Origin of the sequence: Enterobacter sp. GD03975 (assembly GCF_029838645.1) — a bacterium.
Lineage (GTDB): Bacteria > Pseudomonadota > Gammaproteobacteria > Enterobacterales > Enterobacteriaceae > Enterobacter > Enterobacter quasihormaechei.
This window is the reverse complement of record NZ_JAOBZC010000014.1, coordinates 19,788-38,086: the sequence shown is the minus strand read 5'-3', so window position 1 is coordinate 38,086 and position 18,299 is coordinate 19,788. Positions and strand designations below refer to the sequence as shown.

18 protein-coding genes and 1 other RNA gene are annotated in these 18,299 nt (G+C 56.5%); 8 read left to right on the top strand and 11 right to left on the bottom strand.

What is annotated here, in order from left to right; all coding sequences use genetic code 11:
- The 5 genes from N5C09_RS18425 to N5C09_RS18405 form a co-directional block, all read right to left on the bottom strand.
- Positions 1–792: an aldolase/citrate lyase family protein gene (locus N5C09_RS18425; RefSeq protein ID WP_279749616.1), complete on the bottom strand. Its 792-nt coding sequence runs from the start codon at positions 790–792 to the stop codon at positions 1–3.
- Positions 774–1,517 (bottom strand): alpha/beta hydrolase, encoded by a 744-nt coding sequence (locus N5C09_RS18420; RefSeq protein WP_279749615.1) that lies wholly within the window; start codon positions 1,515–1,517, stop codon positions 774–776. The genes N5C09_RS18425 and N5C09_RS18420 overlap by 19 nt, the downstream gene beginning before the upstream one ends.
- An 8-nt stretch (positions 1,518–1,525) precedes the next feature.
- Positions 1,526–2,290 (bottom strand): SDR family oxidoreductase, encoded by a 765-nt coding sequence (locus N5C09_RS18415; RefSeq protein WP_279749614.1) that lies wholly within the window; start codon positions 2,288–2,290, stop codon positions 1,526–1,528.
- A 3-nt stretch (positions 2,291–2,293) separates the two neighbouring features.
- Entirely contained in the window at positions 2,294–3,616 is a 1,323-nt protein-coding gene (gene hisD / locus N5C09_RS18410; protein ID WP_279749613.1) for a histidinol dehydrogenase, read from the bottom strand.
- 75 nt (positions 3,617–3,691) lie between these two features.
- Entirely contained in the window at positions 3,692–4,930 is a 1,239-nt protein-coding gene (locus tag N5C09_RS18405) for an MFS transporter (protein WP_279749612.1), read from the bottom strand.
- Between the two features lie 308 nt (positions 4,931–5,238).
- On the opposite strand from N5C09_RS18405, the gene N5C09_RS18400 reads away from it, so the two are divergent.
- From N5C09_RS18400 to N5C09_RS18380, 5 genes are all read left to right on the top strand, one after another.
- Positions 5,239–6,309 (top strand): LacI family DNA-binding transcriptional regulator, encoded by a 1,071-nt coding sequence (locus tag N5C09_RS18400; RefSeq protein WP_279749611.1) that lies wholly within the window; start codon positions 5,239–5,241, stop codon positions 6,307–6,309.
- Complete coding sequence (locus tag N5C09_RS18395; protein WP_279749610.1) at positions 6,306–7,277, top strand: nuclear transport factor 2 family protein; 972 nt, start codon at positions 6,306–6,308, stop codon at positions 7,275–7,277. The genes N5C09_RS18400 and N5C09_RS18395 overlap by 4 nt, the downstream gene beginning before the upstream one ends.
- A gap of 104 nt (positions 7,278–7,381) precedes the next feature.
- Positions 7,382–8,524, top strand: coding sequence for an ester cyclase (locus N5C09_RS18390; protein WP_279749609.1), 1,143 nt, complete (start codon positions 7,382–7,384; stop codon positions 8,522–8,524).
- On the top strand, positions 8,525–9,820 hold the full coding sequence (hisD, locus tag N5C09_RS18385) for a histidinol dehydrogenase (protein ID WP_279749608.1): 1,296 nt from the start codon (positions 8,525–8,527) through the stop codon (positions 9,818–9,820).
- A gap of 53 nt (positions 9,821–9,873) precedes the next feature.
- Entirely contained in the window at positions 9,874–11,184 is a 1,311-nt protein-coding gene (locus N5C09_RS18380; RefSeq protein WP_279749607.1) for an amidase family protein, read from the top strand.
- An 83-nt stretch (positions 11,185–11,267) separates the two neighbouring features.
- Here N5C09_RS18380 and ssrA read toward each other — a convergent pair.
- Together ssrA and smpB are read right to left on the bottom strand one after the other, a co-directional pair.
- Positions 11,268–11,631, bottom strand: a transfer-messenger RNA (tmRNA) gene (gene ssrA / locus N5C09_RS18375).
- Positions 11,632–11,720: 89 nt separating this feature from the next.
- Positions 11,721–12,203, bottom strand: coding sequence for an SsrA-binding protein SmpB (gene smpB, locus N5C09_RS18370; RefSeq protein WP_003863115.1), 483 nt, complete (start codon positions 12,201–12,203; stop codon positions 11,721–11,723).
- 156 nt (positions 12,204–12,359) lie between these two features.
- On the opposite strand from smpB, the gene N5C09_RS18365 reads away from it, so the two are divergent.
- Together N5C09_RS18365 and N5C09_RS18360 are read left to right on the top strand one after the other, a co-directional pair.
- Positions 12,360–12,797: a type II toxin-antitoxin system RatA family toxin gene (locus N5C09_RS18365; protein WP_003863117.1), complete on the top strand. Its 438-nt coding sequence runs from the start codon at positions 12,360–12,362 to the stop codon at positions 12,795–12,797.
- Positions 12,787–13,074, top strand: a complete 288-nt coding sequence (locus N5C09_RS18360) for an RnfH family protein (protein WP_131637726.1) — start codon at positions 12,787–12,789, stop codon at positions 13,072–13,074. Before N5C09_RS18365 ends, N5C09_RS18360 begins: the two co-directional genes overlap by 11 nt.
- 59 nt (positions 13,075–13,133) lie before the next feature.
- Here the strand turns inward: N5C09_RS18360 and bamE are convergent, their stop codons facing one another.
- From bamE to nadK, 3 genes are all read right to left on the bottom strand, one after another.
- Entirely contained in the window at positions 13,134–13,472 is a 339-nt protein-coding gene (gene bamE / locus N5C09_RS18355) for an outer membrane protein assembly factor BamE (protein ID WP_063450054.1), read from the bottom strand.
- A 138-nt stretch (positions 13,473–13,610) separates the two neighbouring features.
- Complete coding sequence (gene recN, locus N5C09_RS18350; protein WP_063450053.1) at positions 13,611–15,272, bottom strand: DNA repair protein RecN; 1,662 nt, start codon at positions 15,270–15,272, stop codon at positions 13,611–13,613.
- A gap of 85 nt (positions 15,273–15,357) precedes the next feature.
- Positions 15,358–16,236, bottom strand: a complete 879-nt coding sequence (gene nadK, locus N5C09_RS18345; RefSeq protein WP_063450052.1) for an NAD(+) kinase — start codon at positions 16,234–16,236, stop codon at positions 15,358–15,360.
- 122 nt (positions 16,237–16,358) lie between these two features.
- Between nadK and grpE the strand changes: the two genes are divergently transcribed.
- Positions 16,359–16,952: a nucleotide exchange factor GrpE gene (grpE, locus tag N5C09_RS18340; RefSeq protein WP_063865224.1), complete on the top strand. Its 594-nt coding sequence runs from the start codon at positions 16,359–16,361 to the stop codon at positions 16,950–16,952.
- A 51-nt stretch (positions 16,953–17,003) separates the two neighbouring features.
- On the opposite strand, the gene N5C09_RS18335 is transcribed toward grpE, so the two are convergent.
- Positions 17,004–18,290: an HlyC/CorC family transporter gene (locus N5C09_RS18335; RefSeq protein WP_063450050.1), complete on the bottom strand. Its 1,287-nt coding sequence runs from the start codon at positions 18,288–18,290 to the stop codon at positions 17,004–17,006.
- Positions 18,291–18,299 lie beyond the last annotated feature (9 nt).

The following is an 18,299-nucleotide window of genomic DNA, read 5'->3' as shown; positions in this document are numbered from 1 at the left end:
TTAATAACCGGATGCACCGGTGTGAGGGATAGCGTTGCCGCGTGCGAGGGCAATGGCTTCACGTGAGGCGCGACCCAACTGCATGACATCGTTCGCGGGGGTGACAAACTGGAACCCCTGTTCAATACGCGCAGCGGCAGCCGCGCCGGAGGTACAGAAAATCCCGGCAATCTTCTGCTTCTGGCGGCAGCGGTCGATCACCCGTTCGATGGCGGCAACCATTTCCGAATGCCGTGATTCGGCGCTGGCGCTGCCGGTCAGCGTCAGTGAGAGGTCATTGGGGCCAATAAACACGCCGTCCAGTCCGTCGGTATCAAGGATGGCGTCAAGATCCGCCAGCCCTTCGCGGGTTTCGATCATCGCCAGCGTCAGGATCTCGTCGTTAGCGTGCTGGGGATAATCACTGCCGCCGTACAGTAGTCCTCTGGCCGGGCCAAAGGAACGAACGCCCAGCGGCGGATAACGACAGGCGGCGACAAAACGGCGGGCCTGTTCCGCGCTGGAGATCATCGGGCAGATTACGCCGTACGCACCGGCGTCCAGGACGCGCATGATTTGCGCCGGATCGTTATCTGCCACCCGCACCAGCGGCACGGCAGGCGTGGCCGATAGCGCCTGTAGCATCGACAACGCGCTGGCAAAATCAATCATGCCGTGCTGCAAATCGACGGTGACGGCGTCGTAGCCCTGATGGCCCATAATTTCCGCGCTGTAGCCGGACGGGATCGCCAGCCAGCCGTTAACGATCGGGGTATTTTCCCGAAATGCAGTCTTTAGTTTGTTGTTACGCACTGTATGCACTCCGTTATCCACTGGCGCAGCAGCGGCGCGATCTCATCCGGGGCTTCCAGCGGTATAAAATGCCCGCCAGCCTCCACCGTATGCCAGGTCACGTTCGGGTTGCCTGCTGCCAGGAGCTGATGATGATGGGGCGTGCAGATAACGTCCTGCGCGCCGTTTAGAAGCAATGTCGGGCAGGTGAGGGCGCTCCACGCCGCCCGGTTATCCTGCCGGTGAATGGCTATGTCGGTTTGCCGCGCAAAGGTCTCAATGCCGCACTCCTGCGCCATTCGGCAAATCACCTCTTGCAGGGGGTGATCGGACAGACGTGACGGGGCGACATAACTCTGCCAAAGAGAGGATGCCAGCCAGTCGGCCACGCCCAGCGCCCGTGCGGCTCGTACCGCTTCCCGGCGTGAAGCGAGGGTGTCTGGCGCAACGGGCAACGGATTAGCGGAAATCAGCGTCAGCCCGTTCAGTCTTTCTGGCGCGTCGGCGGCGATTTGCAGCGCGACAATCGCGCCGAGAGAAAAGCCCGCCAGCAGAAAGCGCGGTGGCAGCATGCCTAACAGCCGCTCTGACGCCTGCTTAGCAGACTCTGCGCCCGTCAGGGTGATGCTCAACACCGTCGTCACGTTCAGCCGTTCAGTAACAGGCTGCCAGAGCCTGGCGTTACAGAGAGTACCGCCAAGCAGCACCAGCGGCAGATCGGTATTGTCCAGAAGCGGATAGTGCATGGTGTCCCTCACGTTGCCGTCCAGCCGCCGTCAACCATCAGCGCGCTGCCGGTGATCAGCGCGGCGGCATCTGAGGCGAGAAAGACCACCGGACCCATAATGTCTTCCAGCCTGCCTAAACGGCGCAGCGCGATCTTGTCCAGCACGTAGTGGCGGAATGCCGGATCGGAGAGCGACGAACGTGACAGGTCGGTTTCAATGAAGGTCGGGCACAGCGTATTGACCCGAATCCCCGCATCGCCCAGCTCCAGCGCCATCGTTCGGGTTAACCCTTCAAGGGCGAACTTGGATGCGCAGTACACGCTACGCTCCGGGCCACCAACGTGTCCCATTTGTGAAGAGATGTGTATGATCGACCCGCCTTTACCACCCGCCCGTATTCGCCTGGCGACACGCTGGCTGACAAAAAAGGTGGCGCGCAGATTAAGCGCCATCACCGCATCGAAATTTTCTTCACTGACCTCAAGGAAAGGCTGGTGACGTGCCAGCCCGGCGCTGTTCACCAGAATGTCGACATCCGGCAGGTTTGCCAGCACGCGCTCAACGTCATGGGGTTGGGTGATGTCCAGCACTACCGGATGGAGAACAAGCTGGTGCGCTGCGGCCAGACTCGCGGCGCTTTCCAGCGCATCGCGGTCCCGGGCGGCAATCCATACCTCTGCGCCCGCCTGCGCGAGCGCAACGGCGGCGGCAAAACCGATTCCTCTGGAGCCGCCGGTGACCAGCGCGCGTTTGCCGTGTAGATAAAAAGAAGGCGTTTGCGGTAGCGTCATGGATCACACCTTTTCCCGAACCGGGGCAGGCATGGCGTAAGGCACCTCGGTCTGGCCGTAACGGCGTACGCGAATATTGGCCTGCTCGGCATGCCCCGCGAATCCTTCCAGCAGCGAGAGACGGGAACAATAGCTGCCGATTTCGGCCGTCGCTTCGTCGCTAAGCACTTTCTGGAAGGTGCAGGTTTTCATGAACTTACCTACCCACAGGCCGCCGGTATAGCGTGCGGCTTTTTGCGTCGGCAGCGTGTGGTTGGTGCCGATCACCTTATCGCCATAGGCCACGTTGGTGCGTTGGCCAAGGAACAGGGCACCGTAATTGGTCAGGTTGGCGAGGAACCAGTCGTCCCGGTCGGTCATCACCTGCACGTGCTCGGAAGCAATGCGATCCGCCTCCAGCAGCATCTCGTCGTAGCTGTCGCAGACGATGATTTCGCCGTAGTCCTGCCAGGACTGACGGGCAATGTCGGCGGTTGGGAGTTTTTCCAGCAGCCGCTCTACTTCAACGAGCGTCTCTTGGGCAAGCTGGAGTGAGTTGGTCAGCAGGATGGCGGGCGTAGTGACGCCATGTTCGGCCTGGCCCAACAGGTCCGTGGCGCACATTTCTGCATCGACGGTGTCATCGGCAATCACCAGCGTTTCCGTCGGACCGGCAAACAGGTCAATACCTACCCGACCAAACAGCTGGCGTTTGGCCTCCGCGACGAAAGCGTTACCGGGCCCGACCAGCATGTCGACCGGCGCTAACGAGTCGGTGCCCAGCGCCATGGCGCCAATCGCCTGAATGCCGCCAAGGGCGTAGATTTCCGTTGCCCCGGCCATTTTTTGCGCCGCGACAATGGCGGGAGCGGGTTCGCCGTTAAACGGCGGCGCGCAGCTGATGATCCTTGAGCAGCCCGCCACGCTGGCGGTGATGATCGACATGTGTGCGGAGGCCAGCAGGGGATATTTTCCGCCAGGCACATAACATCCTACGGCGTTTATCGGAATATTTTTATGCCCGAGAATAACGCCGGGACGCGTTTCAATTTCCAGATCCCGCAGACATTCTTTCTGCGCGCGGGCAAAATTCGCCACCTGCTGTTGGGCAAATTCAATATCCTGAATATCCTGGCGGCTTAACTGTTTAATACAGCGGTCGATCTCCGCAGGCGTCAGACGATAATCCTGACGGTCATAGCGATCGAATTTAATGGATAGTTCGCGAATGGCTTTATTTCCGCGTTTTTCAATATCCGCCAGTATGTGCTCAACCGTTTCTCTTATTTGCTGATTGGCCTGCTGGCGTTCTTCGGTAGATTTACCGGTTTTTAATTTCCAGGACACACGCTTCTCCTTACCTTTTTAAGATGTCAGTTATCCTCCCAGCGAGCCGGGACAGGGTGTTTACTTTAGAGTGGGCTATTGATCCGGCGCGGCGGCGTACGCACCGTTATTTAATAACTGGGATGACGTTTGTGCTTTACGGGCATATACCCAGCGTGCGGACAGCGGTGTGGCAATGGCGGCAATAACAGACAGGGCGGCAATTAATATATAACCGGAGGACAGATTAATATGTTGCATCATTACGCCCATCATCACCGGCCCGACAAACATGCCGCAGGAATAAATGGTCTGGAAGAGTCCCATTCGCGTGGATTGTTCGTCAGAGGTAGTATTCACCACGCTGAGTGACATAAAAGCGGCAAAGGCCATGCCGAACGAGAACCCCGCCAGCGCCTGCCACAGGTAAATGACATAGATATTGCTGGTGAAGGGAATGCCGAAGGTGGAGATCACCTGTAAAACAATGCCGAGCACGGCGGTTTTTACCAGCCCAAGGCGCTGATAAAACACCGAGCTGCACAGGGCAATGGCCAGACCGTAAAACAGAAGATGAATGTTACCCAGCACGGCGAGGATCCCCGCCCGGGCGCCGAGCTGCTCGGCATAGACCGGCGTCAGCGTGTCGCGGGTGGCGAAGGGCACCAGAATCACGATGGTGGCCAGGATACCGATCAGCCAGACGGAACGGTCGGCCAGCTGCTGACGCGCGCCGGTAATGCAGGCCTTAAGCGTGGGGGCCTGCACCGGGTCGTGCACGTCCTGGATGCGGGTTGTCAGGAACAATGCCACCAGAGCGGAGATGCAGGAAACAAAAAAGGCGATGTTATTGGCGAAATAGTGAATCAGTACCGCACCAATACAGTTGCCGAGAAAGACGCCGATGGGCCCGGCCAGCGCCAGCAGTGCGACGGCGGCAGGGGCTTCATTGCGGCCGAAGTAACGCATGAACAAGATGTTGTACAGCACCCAGGTCGCCGCCGTGACGCCGTCTGCCGCTTTCGCCAGATACAGCGTAATGGCGTTGGGCTCAAGCCAGGCAACAGGCCAGGCGATAATCGGTAACAGCAGGCCAATCTGGATAAAGATCCTGCGACTTTTCACCACGTCGGAAATAATGCCGAGCGGGAAGCGTATCAGAAGGGTTGCCAGCCCGGATGCGCCCATGATGATGCCCATAATCTGCGGTTCAATGCCCTGATTAATCATCATGGGGGCCAGGAAGGCATCAATGCTGTGAATACAGATGAAGAACAGGATACTGATGATAAAGAAGAGCCGGGCTTCACGACGGCGTAACAGTGCTTGAAACATGGTTTTGAACCTCTTGAGAAGTAATGGGTTATAACCAGTCAGGGACGACGTTTACCGGTTCAGTCCTTTGGGCGACTCCTGTTCTCTCCGGTACCATTGACGGTATGAAAACACTTTGCATACGTATTCAAGATTTGAAGTTACGAAAAGGTTTCAAGTTTGTAAAGTGATCTCGATCTTGTTGTGAGAATTTTAATTTTTTGTGTTGCATACGCATGCAAAGGTGGTGTAAGTATAAAAAACACCCACTTGCTAAGGCGGTTGAACACGTCAGAAAGGGGTTGGGAATTGAAAAGGAATCAGGGGTAATGAAACGTAAGACTTTTGCAGCAGTCACATCCCAACAGGTTGCCCAGCTGGCAGGGGTATCGCAATCTGCGGTGTCGCGAACGTTCACGCCGGGAGCCAGTATTGCGCCAGCGACGCGTGAAAAAGTGCTGAAAGCGGCGCGGGAGCTGGGCTATCGGCCAAACGCGATAGCCCGTTCGCTCAACACGGCGCGTTCGCGCATTATCGGTGTCGTCATTTCTTACTTTGATAATCCCTTTTACTCGCAGGTGCTTGAGGCGCTGGCGCAAAAACTGGATACGCTGAACTACCACCTGCTGCTGTTCGTCGGCGATCGTGAAGGCAACGTTGATCGTATTTTTGACCAGATCATGCAGTACCGGGTGGACGGCATAGTGCTGGCCTCGGTGACGCTGTCCCTGGAGTTATCTGAAGAGTGCCTCGCCGCCGGAATACCGGTAGTGCTGTTTAACCGCAGTGAAGAGAGCGGCATGGCTTCCAGCGTCAACAGCAATAACGAAGCGGCGGCGCGGCAGATTGCCGAGTTTCTGCTGGCGGGGGAGCATCAGCGTTTTGCTTATGTGGGCGGCGTGGCCGACTCTCCGGTCAATATTGCCCGCCAGCGCGGATTCATCTCTGCGCTCGAAGAGCATGGCATCACCGATGTGCGGGTTGTGCACGGCAATTACGACGTTCAGCAAACGACCCGGGCAGCCTATGCCCTGTTTTCGGCATCGCCCGCGCCGGATGCGGTCTTTGTCGCCAACGATCATATGGCCGTCACGGTGATGGACGTGGCGCGCTATGAATTTGGTTTGCGCATCCCGGATGAGGTCTCTGTTGTCGGGTATGACGATATTGGCCCTTCCGGCTGGCCCTCTTATGCGTTGACCTCGGCGTCGCAGCCGGTAGGCGCGATGGTGGATGCCACGGTAGAGCTGTTAATGAAGCAAATTGACAGCGGAACCATAGAGCCAGAACAGATTACGGTGCCCGGTACGCTGGTGATACGCCATTCGGCGCGTCGTCCACGCAGCGGCGTTATCGAAACCAATGGTTTAACGCTATTCCAGTCTAAGGAGCGCACATGACCAGATTGCGGGGGTTCAGCCCTCAATTCGACTCTATCCAGCAGTTCATTTTGACGCTGACGCACGTGGTATGGGAGCAGAAAGATATCGGCCAGCTGGCGGATTTTTACGCCACGCCGGTGGTCTTCACTACGCCGGAAAAACAGCTGCATGAACTTTCCCAGTTTATGCGCCTTACGCTTGAGGCGATGCACAGTTTTCCGCAACGGTCTGTACTGACGGAGGACATCCTGTGCAGCCAAAATCCGGGAGACGAGTACTATGCGGCGCAGCGCACCGTGGCGCGAATTCAGCACCAGGGGGAGGGCTTTTTCGGTCCACCTACCGGGAAAAATGTCTGGGTCCGCACCTGGGCGGATCGCATCTGTGTTGAGGGCGCCGTCCGCCAGGAATGGCTGCTTCAGGATCGTGCCGCGATTGTGGCGCAGCTGGGGCTGGATGTCCGGGAATTTGCCTTTAACCTGGCGACAATGCGCCAGCAGCTAGGGCTTGAGGCGGTCTCTGCTGAGACGCTGGATGCCCGCTGGGCGGGCGGACCCGAGGGCGACGATGTGGAAGGGGCCCTGGCAGGCGTGATTGAGCGCTACTTAACCATGTGGGCGGGCGGCAACAGCGGCGTGGTGCCCGGTCTTTATCATCCGGCGGCGACGCTGTACGCGCCGGGCCACTGCCTCTGCACGGGTGAACAGGACATTGGCGCACAGCTTTCCGGCTACCGCGCGTCGTTTGCCGACAGCGAAACGCAGCTTCATCATCTGATTGTGCGCAAAGATCCTAACGAACCCATTCGGCTTTCCCTGCGCTGGTCGTTATTAACCTGGCATGACGGTTACGGCAAATTTGGCGCGCCAACCCGTAAGCCCGTATCAATAACCGGCATCAGTCAGCTTGAATTACGTGATGGTTTAATTTTCCGAGAATATCTGGGGATCGATGAATTAACGATTTGGTCGCAACTATTTAATTAACGGGGCGGCAGCCCCCTTATTCTGGCTGCAAATATATCCATGTTTCTTTCACCCACACTCATGGGTGCGGGTTTTTATTGTCTGAAAACAGAGCAGGAGTTTATATGTCTTCCACCGAAGCAACAAATAAAGCACCAGCCGTACCCGAAAAAAGCAGTGTGAAAGGGCTTAAAGAGGAGCCCGTATTACAGGTAGAACGCCGTGATTTTGTCGATCTGGTACCGGAAAAACGTCCCCGCGTGCAATCATTACGCGGTTTTGATGACTGCTATACCGATATTGTCGATTATATTGTTCGCTGCACCCATAAAATATGGGACGAGCGCGACGTCGGCTTAATTTATTCTCATTATACCCATAACTGCGTGCTGTATAACGCGCTGGGCATATTATATAACCGCGAGCAGGTGGTGCAGGATACGCTGCAACGCTTAATTGCCTTCCCGGAACGGCGCGGAATGGCAACGCAGGTTATCTGGAACGGGAATGATGTTGACGGCTTTTATACCTCTCACCTGGTGACGGGAAGCGGGCGGCATACCCAGCACAGCCATTTAGGCAAGCCGACAAACCGCACGTTTGTCACGCGTACCGTAGCGGATTGCATGATCCACGAGAATAAAATTTACCGGGAGTGGGTGGTCAGCGACAACATGTCGTTGATGAAACAGCTCGGCCTGAACACCGATCAGATCGCGTTTAATATGGCAAAAGAGCAGTTTGATAAAGGCTTTCGCGTGATGGATATCGGCGAAAACGGCCGCATGCTGGGACAATATCCGCCGGAGATGGAGTGCGATGTTTCCATTGCGCATACCGATACGGAAGAGCAGTGCCTGCGCTGGCTGCATGAGATCTACAACCGTCGGATGTTCGGAAAAATCAAAGAGATTTACGCCCCGAACGTACAGTGGCATGGCCCGCTGATGAAAGAGCTTTACGGCACTGCGGCGGTAACGCATCAGACGCTGGCGCTGGTGGGGATGATCCCTGATGGCGCGTGGCTGCCGCAGCATATCTGTTCCAACCCGTGCGACGAGGGTGGGGTCAAAGTCGCCGTTCGCTGGATCATCGAAGGGCATCACCTGGGCTACGGCGAACTGGGCAAACCGACCGGAGAGCGGCTGTTCGTAATGGGGATGTCGCACTACCACATCGTCAACGGCAAAATTATTGATGAATGGGTTGTTTACGATCACCTGGCGCTGCTGGCGCAAATCAAACTCGGCCAGATGGAGGACGCGTAAATGTTAAATCAGGTGAGCTGGATTAAGCGCCCACAGGGGCAGGATGCACAGGCCGATCGTTCGCTGACGGAGAAGGTCAGCACCATCATCGAGCGCGTGAAAACCGAAGGCGACGCGGCGCTGAGAGCCTTTTCACAGCAGTTTGATCAGGTCGTGCCGGCGCAGTTTGAAGTGAGCGAGCAGGAGATCGCCGAAGCGCTGGCGGGGATGGATGCCCAGACGCGTCGCGACAGTGAGTTTGCCATTAATCAGGTGCGTCGTTTTGCGCAGGCGCAGCTGGCGACCATGCAGCCGCTGGAGGTAGAGACGCTGCCCGGCGTGCATCTCGGTCATCGGATCATTCCGATACAGACGGTGGGCTGCTACGTGCCGGGTGGGCGGTATCCGATTCTTTCCGCGCCGGTGATGTCGATTGTCCCTGCGACGGTGGCGGGCTGTGAACAGATTATCGCCTGTCTGCCCCCGGGCGCCCATCCTGCGATGATTGCAGTTTGCCATCTGGCGGGCGCACACCGCATTTTCAAAGTGGGCGGCGCGCAGGCCATTGCGGCTATGGCCTGGGGAACGGAGAGCATTCCGTCGGTGGACAAAATCGTTGGGCCCGGGAATGCCTTCGTGAACGAAGCGAAACGCCAGGTGTTTGGTAAAGTCGGCATTGATGCCCTCGCCGGACCAAGCGAGATTTTCACTGTCGCGGACGACAGCGCCGACCCGCGCATTCTCGCCGCCGATATGCTGGCGCAGGCAGAGCACGATATTCACACCCGCGTTGGGCTGGCGACGACCAGCCGGGATATTGCTGAGCGTACCCTGGCGGAGGTTGAGCGGCAGCTTGCCAGCCTGCCTACGGCGGCCACCGCGGGCGAGGCGTGGCGTCGGCAGGGTGAGATTGTGCTTTGCGAAGATGAAGCGCAGCTGATTGCTTTTGCTGACCATATGGCGACGGAGCATTTGCAGGTGCATACCCGCGGTCCGCACGCGACGGCGGCGAAGATCCGCAACTATGGCTCGCTGTTTATTGGTCAGAACGCCAGCGTGGTGTTCTCTGATAAATGTTGCGGCACCAACCATACGCTACCGACGATGGCGGCGGCACGCTATACCGGCGGTCTGTGGGTGGGGGCATACGTCAAAGTCTGTACCCATCAGTGGATTGACGAGCAGGGCATCCCGGCGATTGCCGAACCCGCGATCCGCCAGAGCCGTACCGAGGGGATGCAGGGGCACCGGCGGGCGGCGGAAATTCGTTTGCGTCCGCAGGACATTGACGCGATTACCACCGGTTTGCGGGACTAAAACGTATCCCGGGCAGCCTTCTGCCCGGCTACCAGCACGGGGAGCCTGAGACTATGAAGCGCCTGATACCGCCAGACGACTGTCCGGAGGAAATTGCCCGCCGTCTCGACGTCATACAGCAGCACCGGGCGCTCAACGCGATCCTCGGAGTTAACCCTGACGCCATGTCTCAGGCGGAACAGCGTCAGCAACAGCGTCGACGCGGGGAGCCTGTCGGCCCCCTGCACGGTATTCCGTTGATCGTCAAAGATAATATTGCCTGCGCGCCGATGCCCATTACCCTTGGCTGCCGGGCGCTGGCCTCCCTTGGCGCAACGACGGATGCGCGGGTCATACAGCGGCTGCGCCGGGCCGGGGCGATTATCCTCGCCAGGGCCAATATGTCCGAGTTTGCCTTTGACGTGCGATCGCGAAGCTCGCTGGGGGGCGATGTGGCGAATCCGCGTTGCCCGACATTAACCGCCGGAGGTTCCAGCGGAGGATGCGCCGCGGCGGTGGCGGCTGGAATGGCTGAGGGCGCGCTGGGAACCGATACCGGCGGCTCTGTCCGCATTCCCTGTAGCTATACCGGGCTGGTGGGGCTACGGCCTGCCTTTCGCCGTTCACAGCTGGACGGCGTTGCGCCGCTTTCGCCCAGCAAAGATACCGTTGGACCCATGGTACATAGCGTTGAAGATGCCGCCTTGTTGCATGCGGTCATCCATGGTCTGTCGCCAGTAGCGCTTCCTGTGCGTTCGCTGAAAGGCATTCGCTTTGGCGTGGTGACCGCGTTACAGGGAGAGGATGAGGTACAGCTGGAGGTCTGGCAGTCGGCGCTGCACACGTTGCGCCGTGCCGGAGCGACGCTGGTGGAGACGTCATTACCTTTCCTGAACGACGTCAGACAGGCAACCTGTCTGAGCGTGTATGAATTTCGCGTCGCAATGGACAATTGGCTCAGCAAACAGCCCGGTGCACCGTCAGGACTCACGGAAATTGTGGCTTCAGGCGCTTTTCTGCCGGAGTTCGCGCCGTTTCTTAAGCAGATGCTGGCCTGTGATATGCTGAAAACCCCGCTCTGGCTGGCGGGGCGGCGTTTTCAGCGCCAGTTGCGGCGGGATTTGTGCCGTGTGGCGGAGGCGCAGCGCATCGACGGATTTTTGTATCCCACCGTTCAACGATTACCAGAAAGTATGGCGAAGATGCCGCCCGGCTGCGCGCCGGAGCTGGCCGCCATCAGCGGTCTGCCGGCAATTACGTTGCCGTGCGGCGTGAGCCGCAAAGGGGTGCCGGTGGGTATGGAGATTTTATCGGTGCAGGAGGATGAGACGACGCTGATGATGCTGGCGCTGGCGTGTGAGGGGGTGCTGGGCGGGAGGGGGTAGACACAAAAAAGCCCGCAGGGCTTGCGCCGTGCGGACTCTTAGGACTTCATCGGATGACTCTGGTAATCACCGATGGAGAATTTTGGTGGAGCTGGCGGGAGTTGAACCCGCGTCCGAAATTTCTACATCCTCGGTACTACATGCTTAGTTTGTCTTTACATTCGCACGTCAGCTGCGGACAAACACGCCACTAACGAACTAGCCTGATTAGTTTTAACGCTTCAACCCCAGGCAGGGCTTCCACGCGATCTCTTTTGGGTTTGACCTCTCTTTGATCCCCGTCTTAAGAGCGGAAGCTAGGGAGAGAGGGCTCTTAGCAGGTTATTAAGCTGCTAAAGCGTAGTTTTCGTCGTTTGCGACTATTTTTTTGCGGCTTTTAACGAGGCAAACCGCCCCTCGGCATGCACCTTGGGTTTCGCAAATCCCGTCGAATCCAGAATCAGCCCCAATAGTGTTGAACTCAGTATACCAGATTTTACTTCCTCGATACCAGCCCGAAACGCTAACTTATTGAATAGTACAATAAGTGCGCAGAATCAACGTCCTGCGTTTTTCATAATACGTGCTTTGTCGAGCTGCCACTCGCGTGCTTTCAGGTCAGTACGCTTGTCGTGCTGTTTCTTACCTTTCGCAACGCCGATTTTCACTTTGCACCAGGCGTTTTTCCAGTACAAAGAGAGCGCAACCACGGTAAAGCCTTCACGGTTGATGCGTCCGTAAAGGGATTCCAGTTCGCGCTTGTTCAGCAGCAGCTTGCGGGTGCGGGTTGGATCGCAGACGTAATGTGAAGAGGCAACGGTCAGCGGCGTGAAGTTCGCGCCGAACAGAAAGGCCTCACCGTCTTTCAGGATCACGTAGCTGTCGCCAATGTTGGCTTTCCCGGCACGCAGCGATTTTACTTCCCAGCCCTGCAACGCAAGGCCGGCCTCGAATTCTTCTTCGATGAAATACTCGTGGCGAGCACGCTTGTTGAGCGCAATGGTCGCCGAACCAGGTTTATGTGCTTTTTTCTTCGTCATAAGTGTCGTAAAGCCGTCGGTAATCTGATTTTAAAAAGTCACCTCATTGCGTCCTGTGAGGTCTAACGCGCTATCTTAGCACGAGATAAGGCTTAGCGTTTTTTTAACAGGTGATAAATGTTATTATTTGTCTGTTGTGTGACCATGGAAAATGCTATGCCTCAGATTAGCCGTACTGCGCTTGTTCCCTACAGCGCGGAACAAATGTATCAGTTAGTGAACGACGTTCAGTCCTATCCGGAATTTATACCGGGTTGCACCGGGAGCCGGGTGCTGGAATCCGGCCCGACGCAGATGACTGCGGCCGTGGATGTCTCCAAAGCGGGGATCAGCAAAACGTTCACCACGCGCAATACCCTGACGAGCAATCAGAGTATTTTGATGCATCTGGTGGATGGTCCGTTTAAAAAACTGATGGGAGGGTGGAAGTTTACGCCGCTGAGCGCAGACGCCTGCCGCATTGAGTTCCATCTGGATTTTGAATTTACCAATAAGCTGATCGAACTGGCGTTTGGCCGTATCTTCAAAGAACTGGCCTCGAATATGGTTCAGGCGTTCACCACGCGCGCCAAAGAGGTCTACAGTGTCGCATAAGATTGCTGTTGAGGTGGTGTATGCGCTGCCGGAGAAGCAGTATTTGCAGCGCGTGACGCTTGAAGAAGGTGCCACCGTTGAGGCGGCTATCCTGGCGTCCGGCATTCTTGAGCTTCGCAGCGACATTGATCTGGCGAAGAATAAAGTCGGCATTTATAGCCGTCCGGTTAAGCTCGGTGATGTGCTGAAAGAGGGCGACAGGGTTGAAATCTATCGTCCGCTGATTGCCGACCCGAAAGAGTTGCGTCGTCAGCGAGCAGAGAAATCCGGTAAATAGCCAATAAACGTATACAAAAAGGTGCTCATTGAGCACCTTTTTGCGTTGCTGACGCCTGATTATTTGGTCAGGGCAGGCTTGTTGTCGATATTGGTCAGCACACCAGCGCTGCTGAAGGTCAGGGTCAGGGTTTGCTGGCTCACGTCTTCATGACCAGGCTGCTGGCGGAATACATAGAACCAGGTATTTGTACCGAACGGATCGGACATCATCGGGGTTCCCAGTGCATAAGCGACCTGCTGTTGTGTCATTCCCACACGGATTTTGGACACATCGTTAGGGGTAAGGTAGTTCCCCTGGTTGATGTCAGGACGGTAAACCACTTTCTCCAGAGTGGAACAGCCTGCGGTCAACATCAGAAGAACCGCTGCGGCAGCGGTCAGCGTTTTACAGCGCATAGTGATTTGATTCCTTTTCGGGCCCGAGCAGTACGCGGCTCATATGTAATATGCCGATGATAATAGACCTTGCCCCACTTTGAAACCGGTCTTGCGGCGTTTTTGTTGTTCTGTATGACCCTGAGATCCCGAAAAAGTTTATGCCGCCAGCAGTTCTTTCGCATTCGCGAGCGTATTACGCGTGACCTCACTGCCCCCGAGCAGGCGTGCCAGCTCCTGCAAGCGTGCGCGTTTATCCAGCGGCTTCATGTGTGTTTCCGTCATTTCGCCGTCGGTTTCTTTACTGACGATAAAGTGATGATGACCACAGCCGGCTACCTGAGGCAGGTGTGTCACACACATGACCTGCGTCGATTCACCCAGCTGACGCAGCAGTTTGCCGACAACGGCCGCCGTCGGGCCGCTGATACCCACATCCACTTCATCGAAAATCAGCGCCGGGGTTTCCATCTTACGGGCGGTGATCACCTGAATGGCCAGGGCGATACGCGACAGTTCACCGCCGGAAGCCACTTTCGAAATCGCCTGTAAAGGCTGGCCCGGATTGGTGGTGACGCGGAATTCAATGCGGTCTGCGCCTTCCGCCGTCAGGTGATTCTCTTCAAAGCGAACGTCAATGGTGAACACCCCGTGCGGCATCGCCAGCGTATGCATGCTGTCGGTAATGTGCTGGCTAAGCTCCAGCGCATAGTGCTGGCGCACGTCGTGCAGCCGTTTCGCCGTTTCCAGCGCCTGCTGGTGATGCAGATTTACCGCCAGAGACAGGGTTTCGAGGGAATCGGCCTGATCGTCCAGCTGTTGTTGTTCTTCCAGCAGAGACTGATAGTAATTCGGCAGTTCTTCCGGAGTAACGTGATGCTTACGCGCCAGTGAAATCTGACGGGAGATACGTTGCTCAAGTTCGAACAGACGGTTCGGGTCGAGATCCAGACGTTCACAGTAGTGGCGCAGTTCATCCCCGGCTTCTGAAATCTGAATCGCGGCCTCTTCGAGCATCTCCAGTACGCCAGACAGCTTATTGTCCATGCCGGTCAGCTCGGTAACAAGCTGGCGAACGTTGTACAGCTGGCTCTGCAAGTTCACATCCTCGCCATCTGCCAGCATGTTCAGGGCATTCTGGCTGGTGGAAAGCAGCTGACCGCTGTTGGCCAGACGCTTGTACTCCTCGTCGATTTGCTCAAATTCCCCCGCCTGCGGGTTAAATTCGTTCAGCTCTTTCAGCTGATACTCCAGCAGCTCGGCGCGGGCGGTACGCTCCTGGCTTTGCTGCTGATGCTGCGCAAGTTCGCGGCAGCTTTGATGCCACTGACGATAGTGCTCCGCCATCAGTTGAGTAAGCGCATACTCACCTGCGTAGCCATCAAGCAGGGCTTTCTGTTGTTCGGGTTTGATTAACTGCTGATGTGCATGCTGACCATGGATCTGGATGAGCAACTGGCCCAGCTCGCGAAGCTGGGAAAGAGGGACCGCCGTGCCGTTGATAAAACCACGGGAGCGGCCATCACTGCTGATGACGCGGCGAAGTAAACACTCACGTCCGTCTTCCAGCTGGTTCGCTTCCAGCCAGCGCAGGGCGGCAGGCGTGTCTTTTAACGAGAAGCGGGCGCACAGGTCTGCACGGGCTGCGCCTGTGCGCACCATATCGCCCTCTGCACGACCGCCGAGGCACAAGCCGAGGGCATCAATGGCAATGGATTTACCTGCGCCGGTTTCACCGGTAATCGCCGTCATTCCGCTATGGAAGTCGATCTCAAGCTCACGAACAATGGCAAAGTTGCTGATGGTCAGTTGTGCCAGCATAATTGTTTTCCTGTATGAAAAACCATAACTGTGTTTGCATACAGTATAAACTGGTTTTATATACAGTAAAGTGCTGGATACAAAATCAGAACAATTTTTTTGACCAGCCAAGCTTGGAGCTTAATGTATTGAAATAGCTGTAATCTTTCGGGTGAATGAGGTTCAGGTGGTAATCGCAGCGGCGAATGAGTACATCTTCACCTTCCTGAATAGGAAGCGCAATCTGGCTGTCGCAGCTAATCTCCAGGTCGCTGCGGCGATGGGAGAAACGCAGACGGATGGTGCTGTCGCCGTTGATCACCAGCGGACGCGCCGAGAGCGTGTGCGGGAACATCGGCACCAGGGTTATCGCATCCAGCGATGGCGTCAGGATTGGGCCTCCGGCTGAAAGCGAGTAGGCGGTTGAGCCCGTTGGTGTTGAAATAATCAGCCCGTCAGACCGCTGCGAGAACGCGAAGATTTCGTCGATATAGACTTCAAACTCGATCATGTGCGCCACTTTACCGGGGTGGAGAACCACCTCGTTAATGGCGGTGCTGATGCGCTTCTGGCAGTCCTGTTGACACACCTGGGCTTCCAGCAAAAACCGTTTTTCACTGATGTAGTGGCCTTCCAGCACGTCCGCCAGCTGCTGCTGCGCATTGTCCGGATCGAGGTCGGTCAGGAAACCGAGATTGCCACGGTTAATACCAATCACCTTAATATCATAGCGAGCCAGCGTTCGCGCCGCGCCCAGCATATTACCGTCGCCGCCGACCACCACGGCGAGATCTGCCTGCTGGCCAATTTCCGCCAGCGTGCCGGTTCTGACGCTTTTAAGCTGCAACTCCTGGGCGATTTGCTGCTCGACCATCACTTCATAGCCTTTACCACTCAGCCAGCGATACAACATTTCATGTGTCGTCAATGCGGTAGGGTGACGCGGATGGCCGACGATCCCAATACACCTGAAATGATTATTCATGTTCTGGAGGTCCTTGTGCCTGATGAATGATGACAATCTGCCTTGTTCCCTTGAATCCAGGAAACTGATCCCCATAATAAGCGAAGTTAGCGAGATGAATGCAGAAAAACGCGGAGAAATTCATGAGTAGTAAAGAACAGAAAACGCCTGAGGGGCAAGCCCCTGAAGAAATTATCACGGAACAGCACGATGAAGTTGAGGCAGTAGAGCCAGACGCGTCTGCTGAGCAGGTGGACCCGCGCGATGAAAAAATTGCCAACCTGGAAGCTCAGCTGGTAGAAGCGCAGAATCGCGAACGCGATGGCGTACTGCGCATCAAAGCGGAAATGGAAAACCTGCGCCGTCGTACCGAGCTGGACGTTGAAAAGGCGCACAAATTTGCGCTGGAGAAATTCGTCAACGAACTGCTGCCGGTGATCGACAGCCTGGATCGCGCGCTGGAAGTGGCGGATAAAGCTAATCCGGATAACGCGGCGATGATTGAAGGCATCGAGCTGACGCTGAAATCCATGCTGGATGTGGTGCGTAAGTTCGGTGTTGAAGTGATTGCCGATACGGATGTTCCGCTGGATCCAAACGTTCACCAGGCCATTGCGATGGTCGAGTCAGAAGACGTTACCGCGGGTAACGTGCTGGGCGTGATGCAGAAAGGGTATACCCTGAACGGTCGTACTATTCGCGCTGCGATGGTCACCGTGGCGAAAGCGAAAGCCTAATTTGCTACCTGTAGTGCCGGGTGGCGGCGTTCGCCTCACCCGGCCTACCTTCTATTCGGCAATACTTTCCCGAAGTGGCGTAACGGGCAGGACTTTCACCTGCTTAATCATGTTGTCCTGAACGTCCAAAATATCAATATCATACTGTTCAATACGCACACGCGTACCTGCCGCCGGGATCTCTTCCAGCGCTTCCAGAATCATGCCGTTCATCGTCCGCGCCTCGTCTTCTGGTAAATGCCAGTTGAACGCTTTATTGATTTCACGAATGTTGGCGCTGCCGTCGATAAGCACTGACCCGTCGTTTTGCGGGGTAACCTCTTCTGCAAGGGAAGGCGACATCGACGTGGTAAAGTCCCCGACAATCTCTTCCAGAATATCTTCCACCGTTACCAGCCCCTGGATGTCACCGTATTCATCCACCACCAGGCCGACTTTCTTCTTGTTGCGCTGGAACTTCACCAGCTGCGTGCTGAGCGGCGTGCCTTCCGGTACGTAGTAAATTTCGTCGGCGGCGCGCAGCATCACCTCTTTGGTGAACTCGTTTTTCTCGGTCATCAGGCGATAGGCCTCGCGCACGCGCAGCATGCTGATGGCATCGTCGAGGGAATCGCGATAGAGCACGATGCGCCCGTGCGGGGAGTGCGTCAGCTGGCGGACGATCGCCTTCCAGTCATCGTTAATATCGATTCCGACGATTTCGTTTCGCGGCACCATGATGTCGTCAACGCTGACCTTTTCCAGATCCAGAACCGACAGGAGCATGTCCTGATTGCGGCGGGAGATCTGCGAACGGGATTCGTTCACGATGGTACGCAGCTCGTCTTTACTCAGCGCGCTGCTGATGGTGACGTCGGCCTTGATACCGACCATGCGCATCAGGACGCGGGTCACCATATTCAGTAGCCAGACCAGCGGCATCATCAGAATAAGCAGCGGCGCTAGCAGGAAACTGCTCGGGTAGGCGACCTTCTCCGGATAAAGCGCCGCGATGGTTTTGGGCAGCACTTCCGCAAACACCAGCACCACAAACGTGAGCACCCCTGTGGCAATCGCCACGCCGGCGTTGCCGTACAGACGCATCCCGACGATGGTGCCCAGCGCAGAGGCGAGAATGTTGACCAGGTTGTTACCGATAAGCACCAGGCTAATCAGGCGGTCTGGCTTACGCAGCAGCTTTTCGACACGGCGCGCGGCACGGTTACCCTGCTTGGCCCGATGACGCAACCGGTAGCGGTTCAGCGTCATCATGCCGGTTTCAGAGCCAGAGAAATAAGCGGAGATGACCACCATGATGACCAGAATGACGATCAGCGTGGTGGTAGAGATGTGTTCCAGGGGGAACTC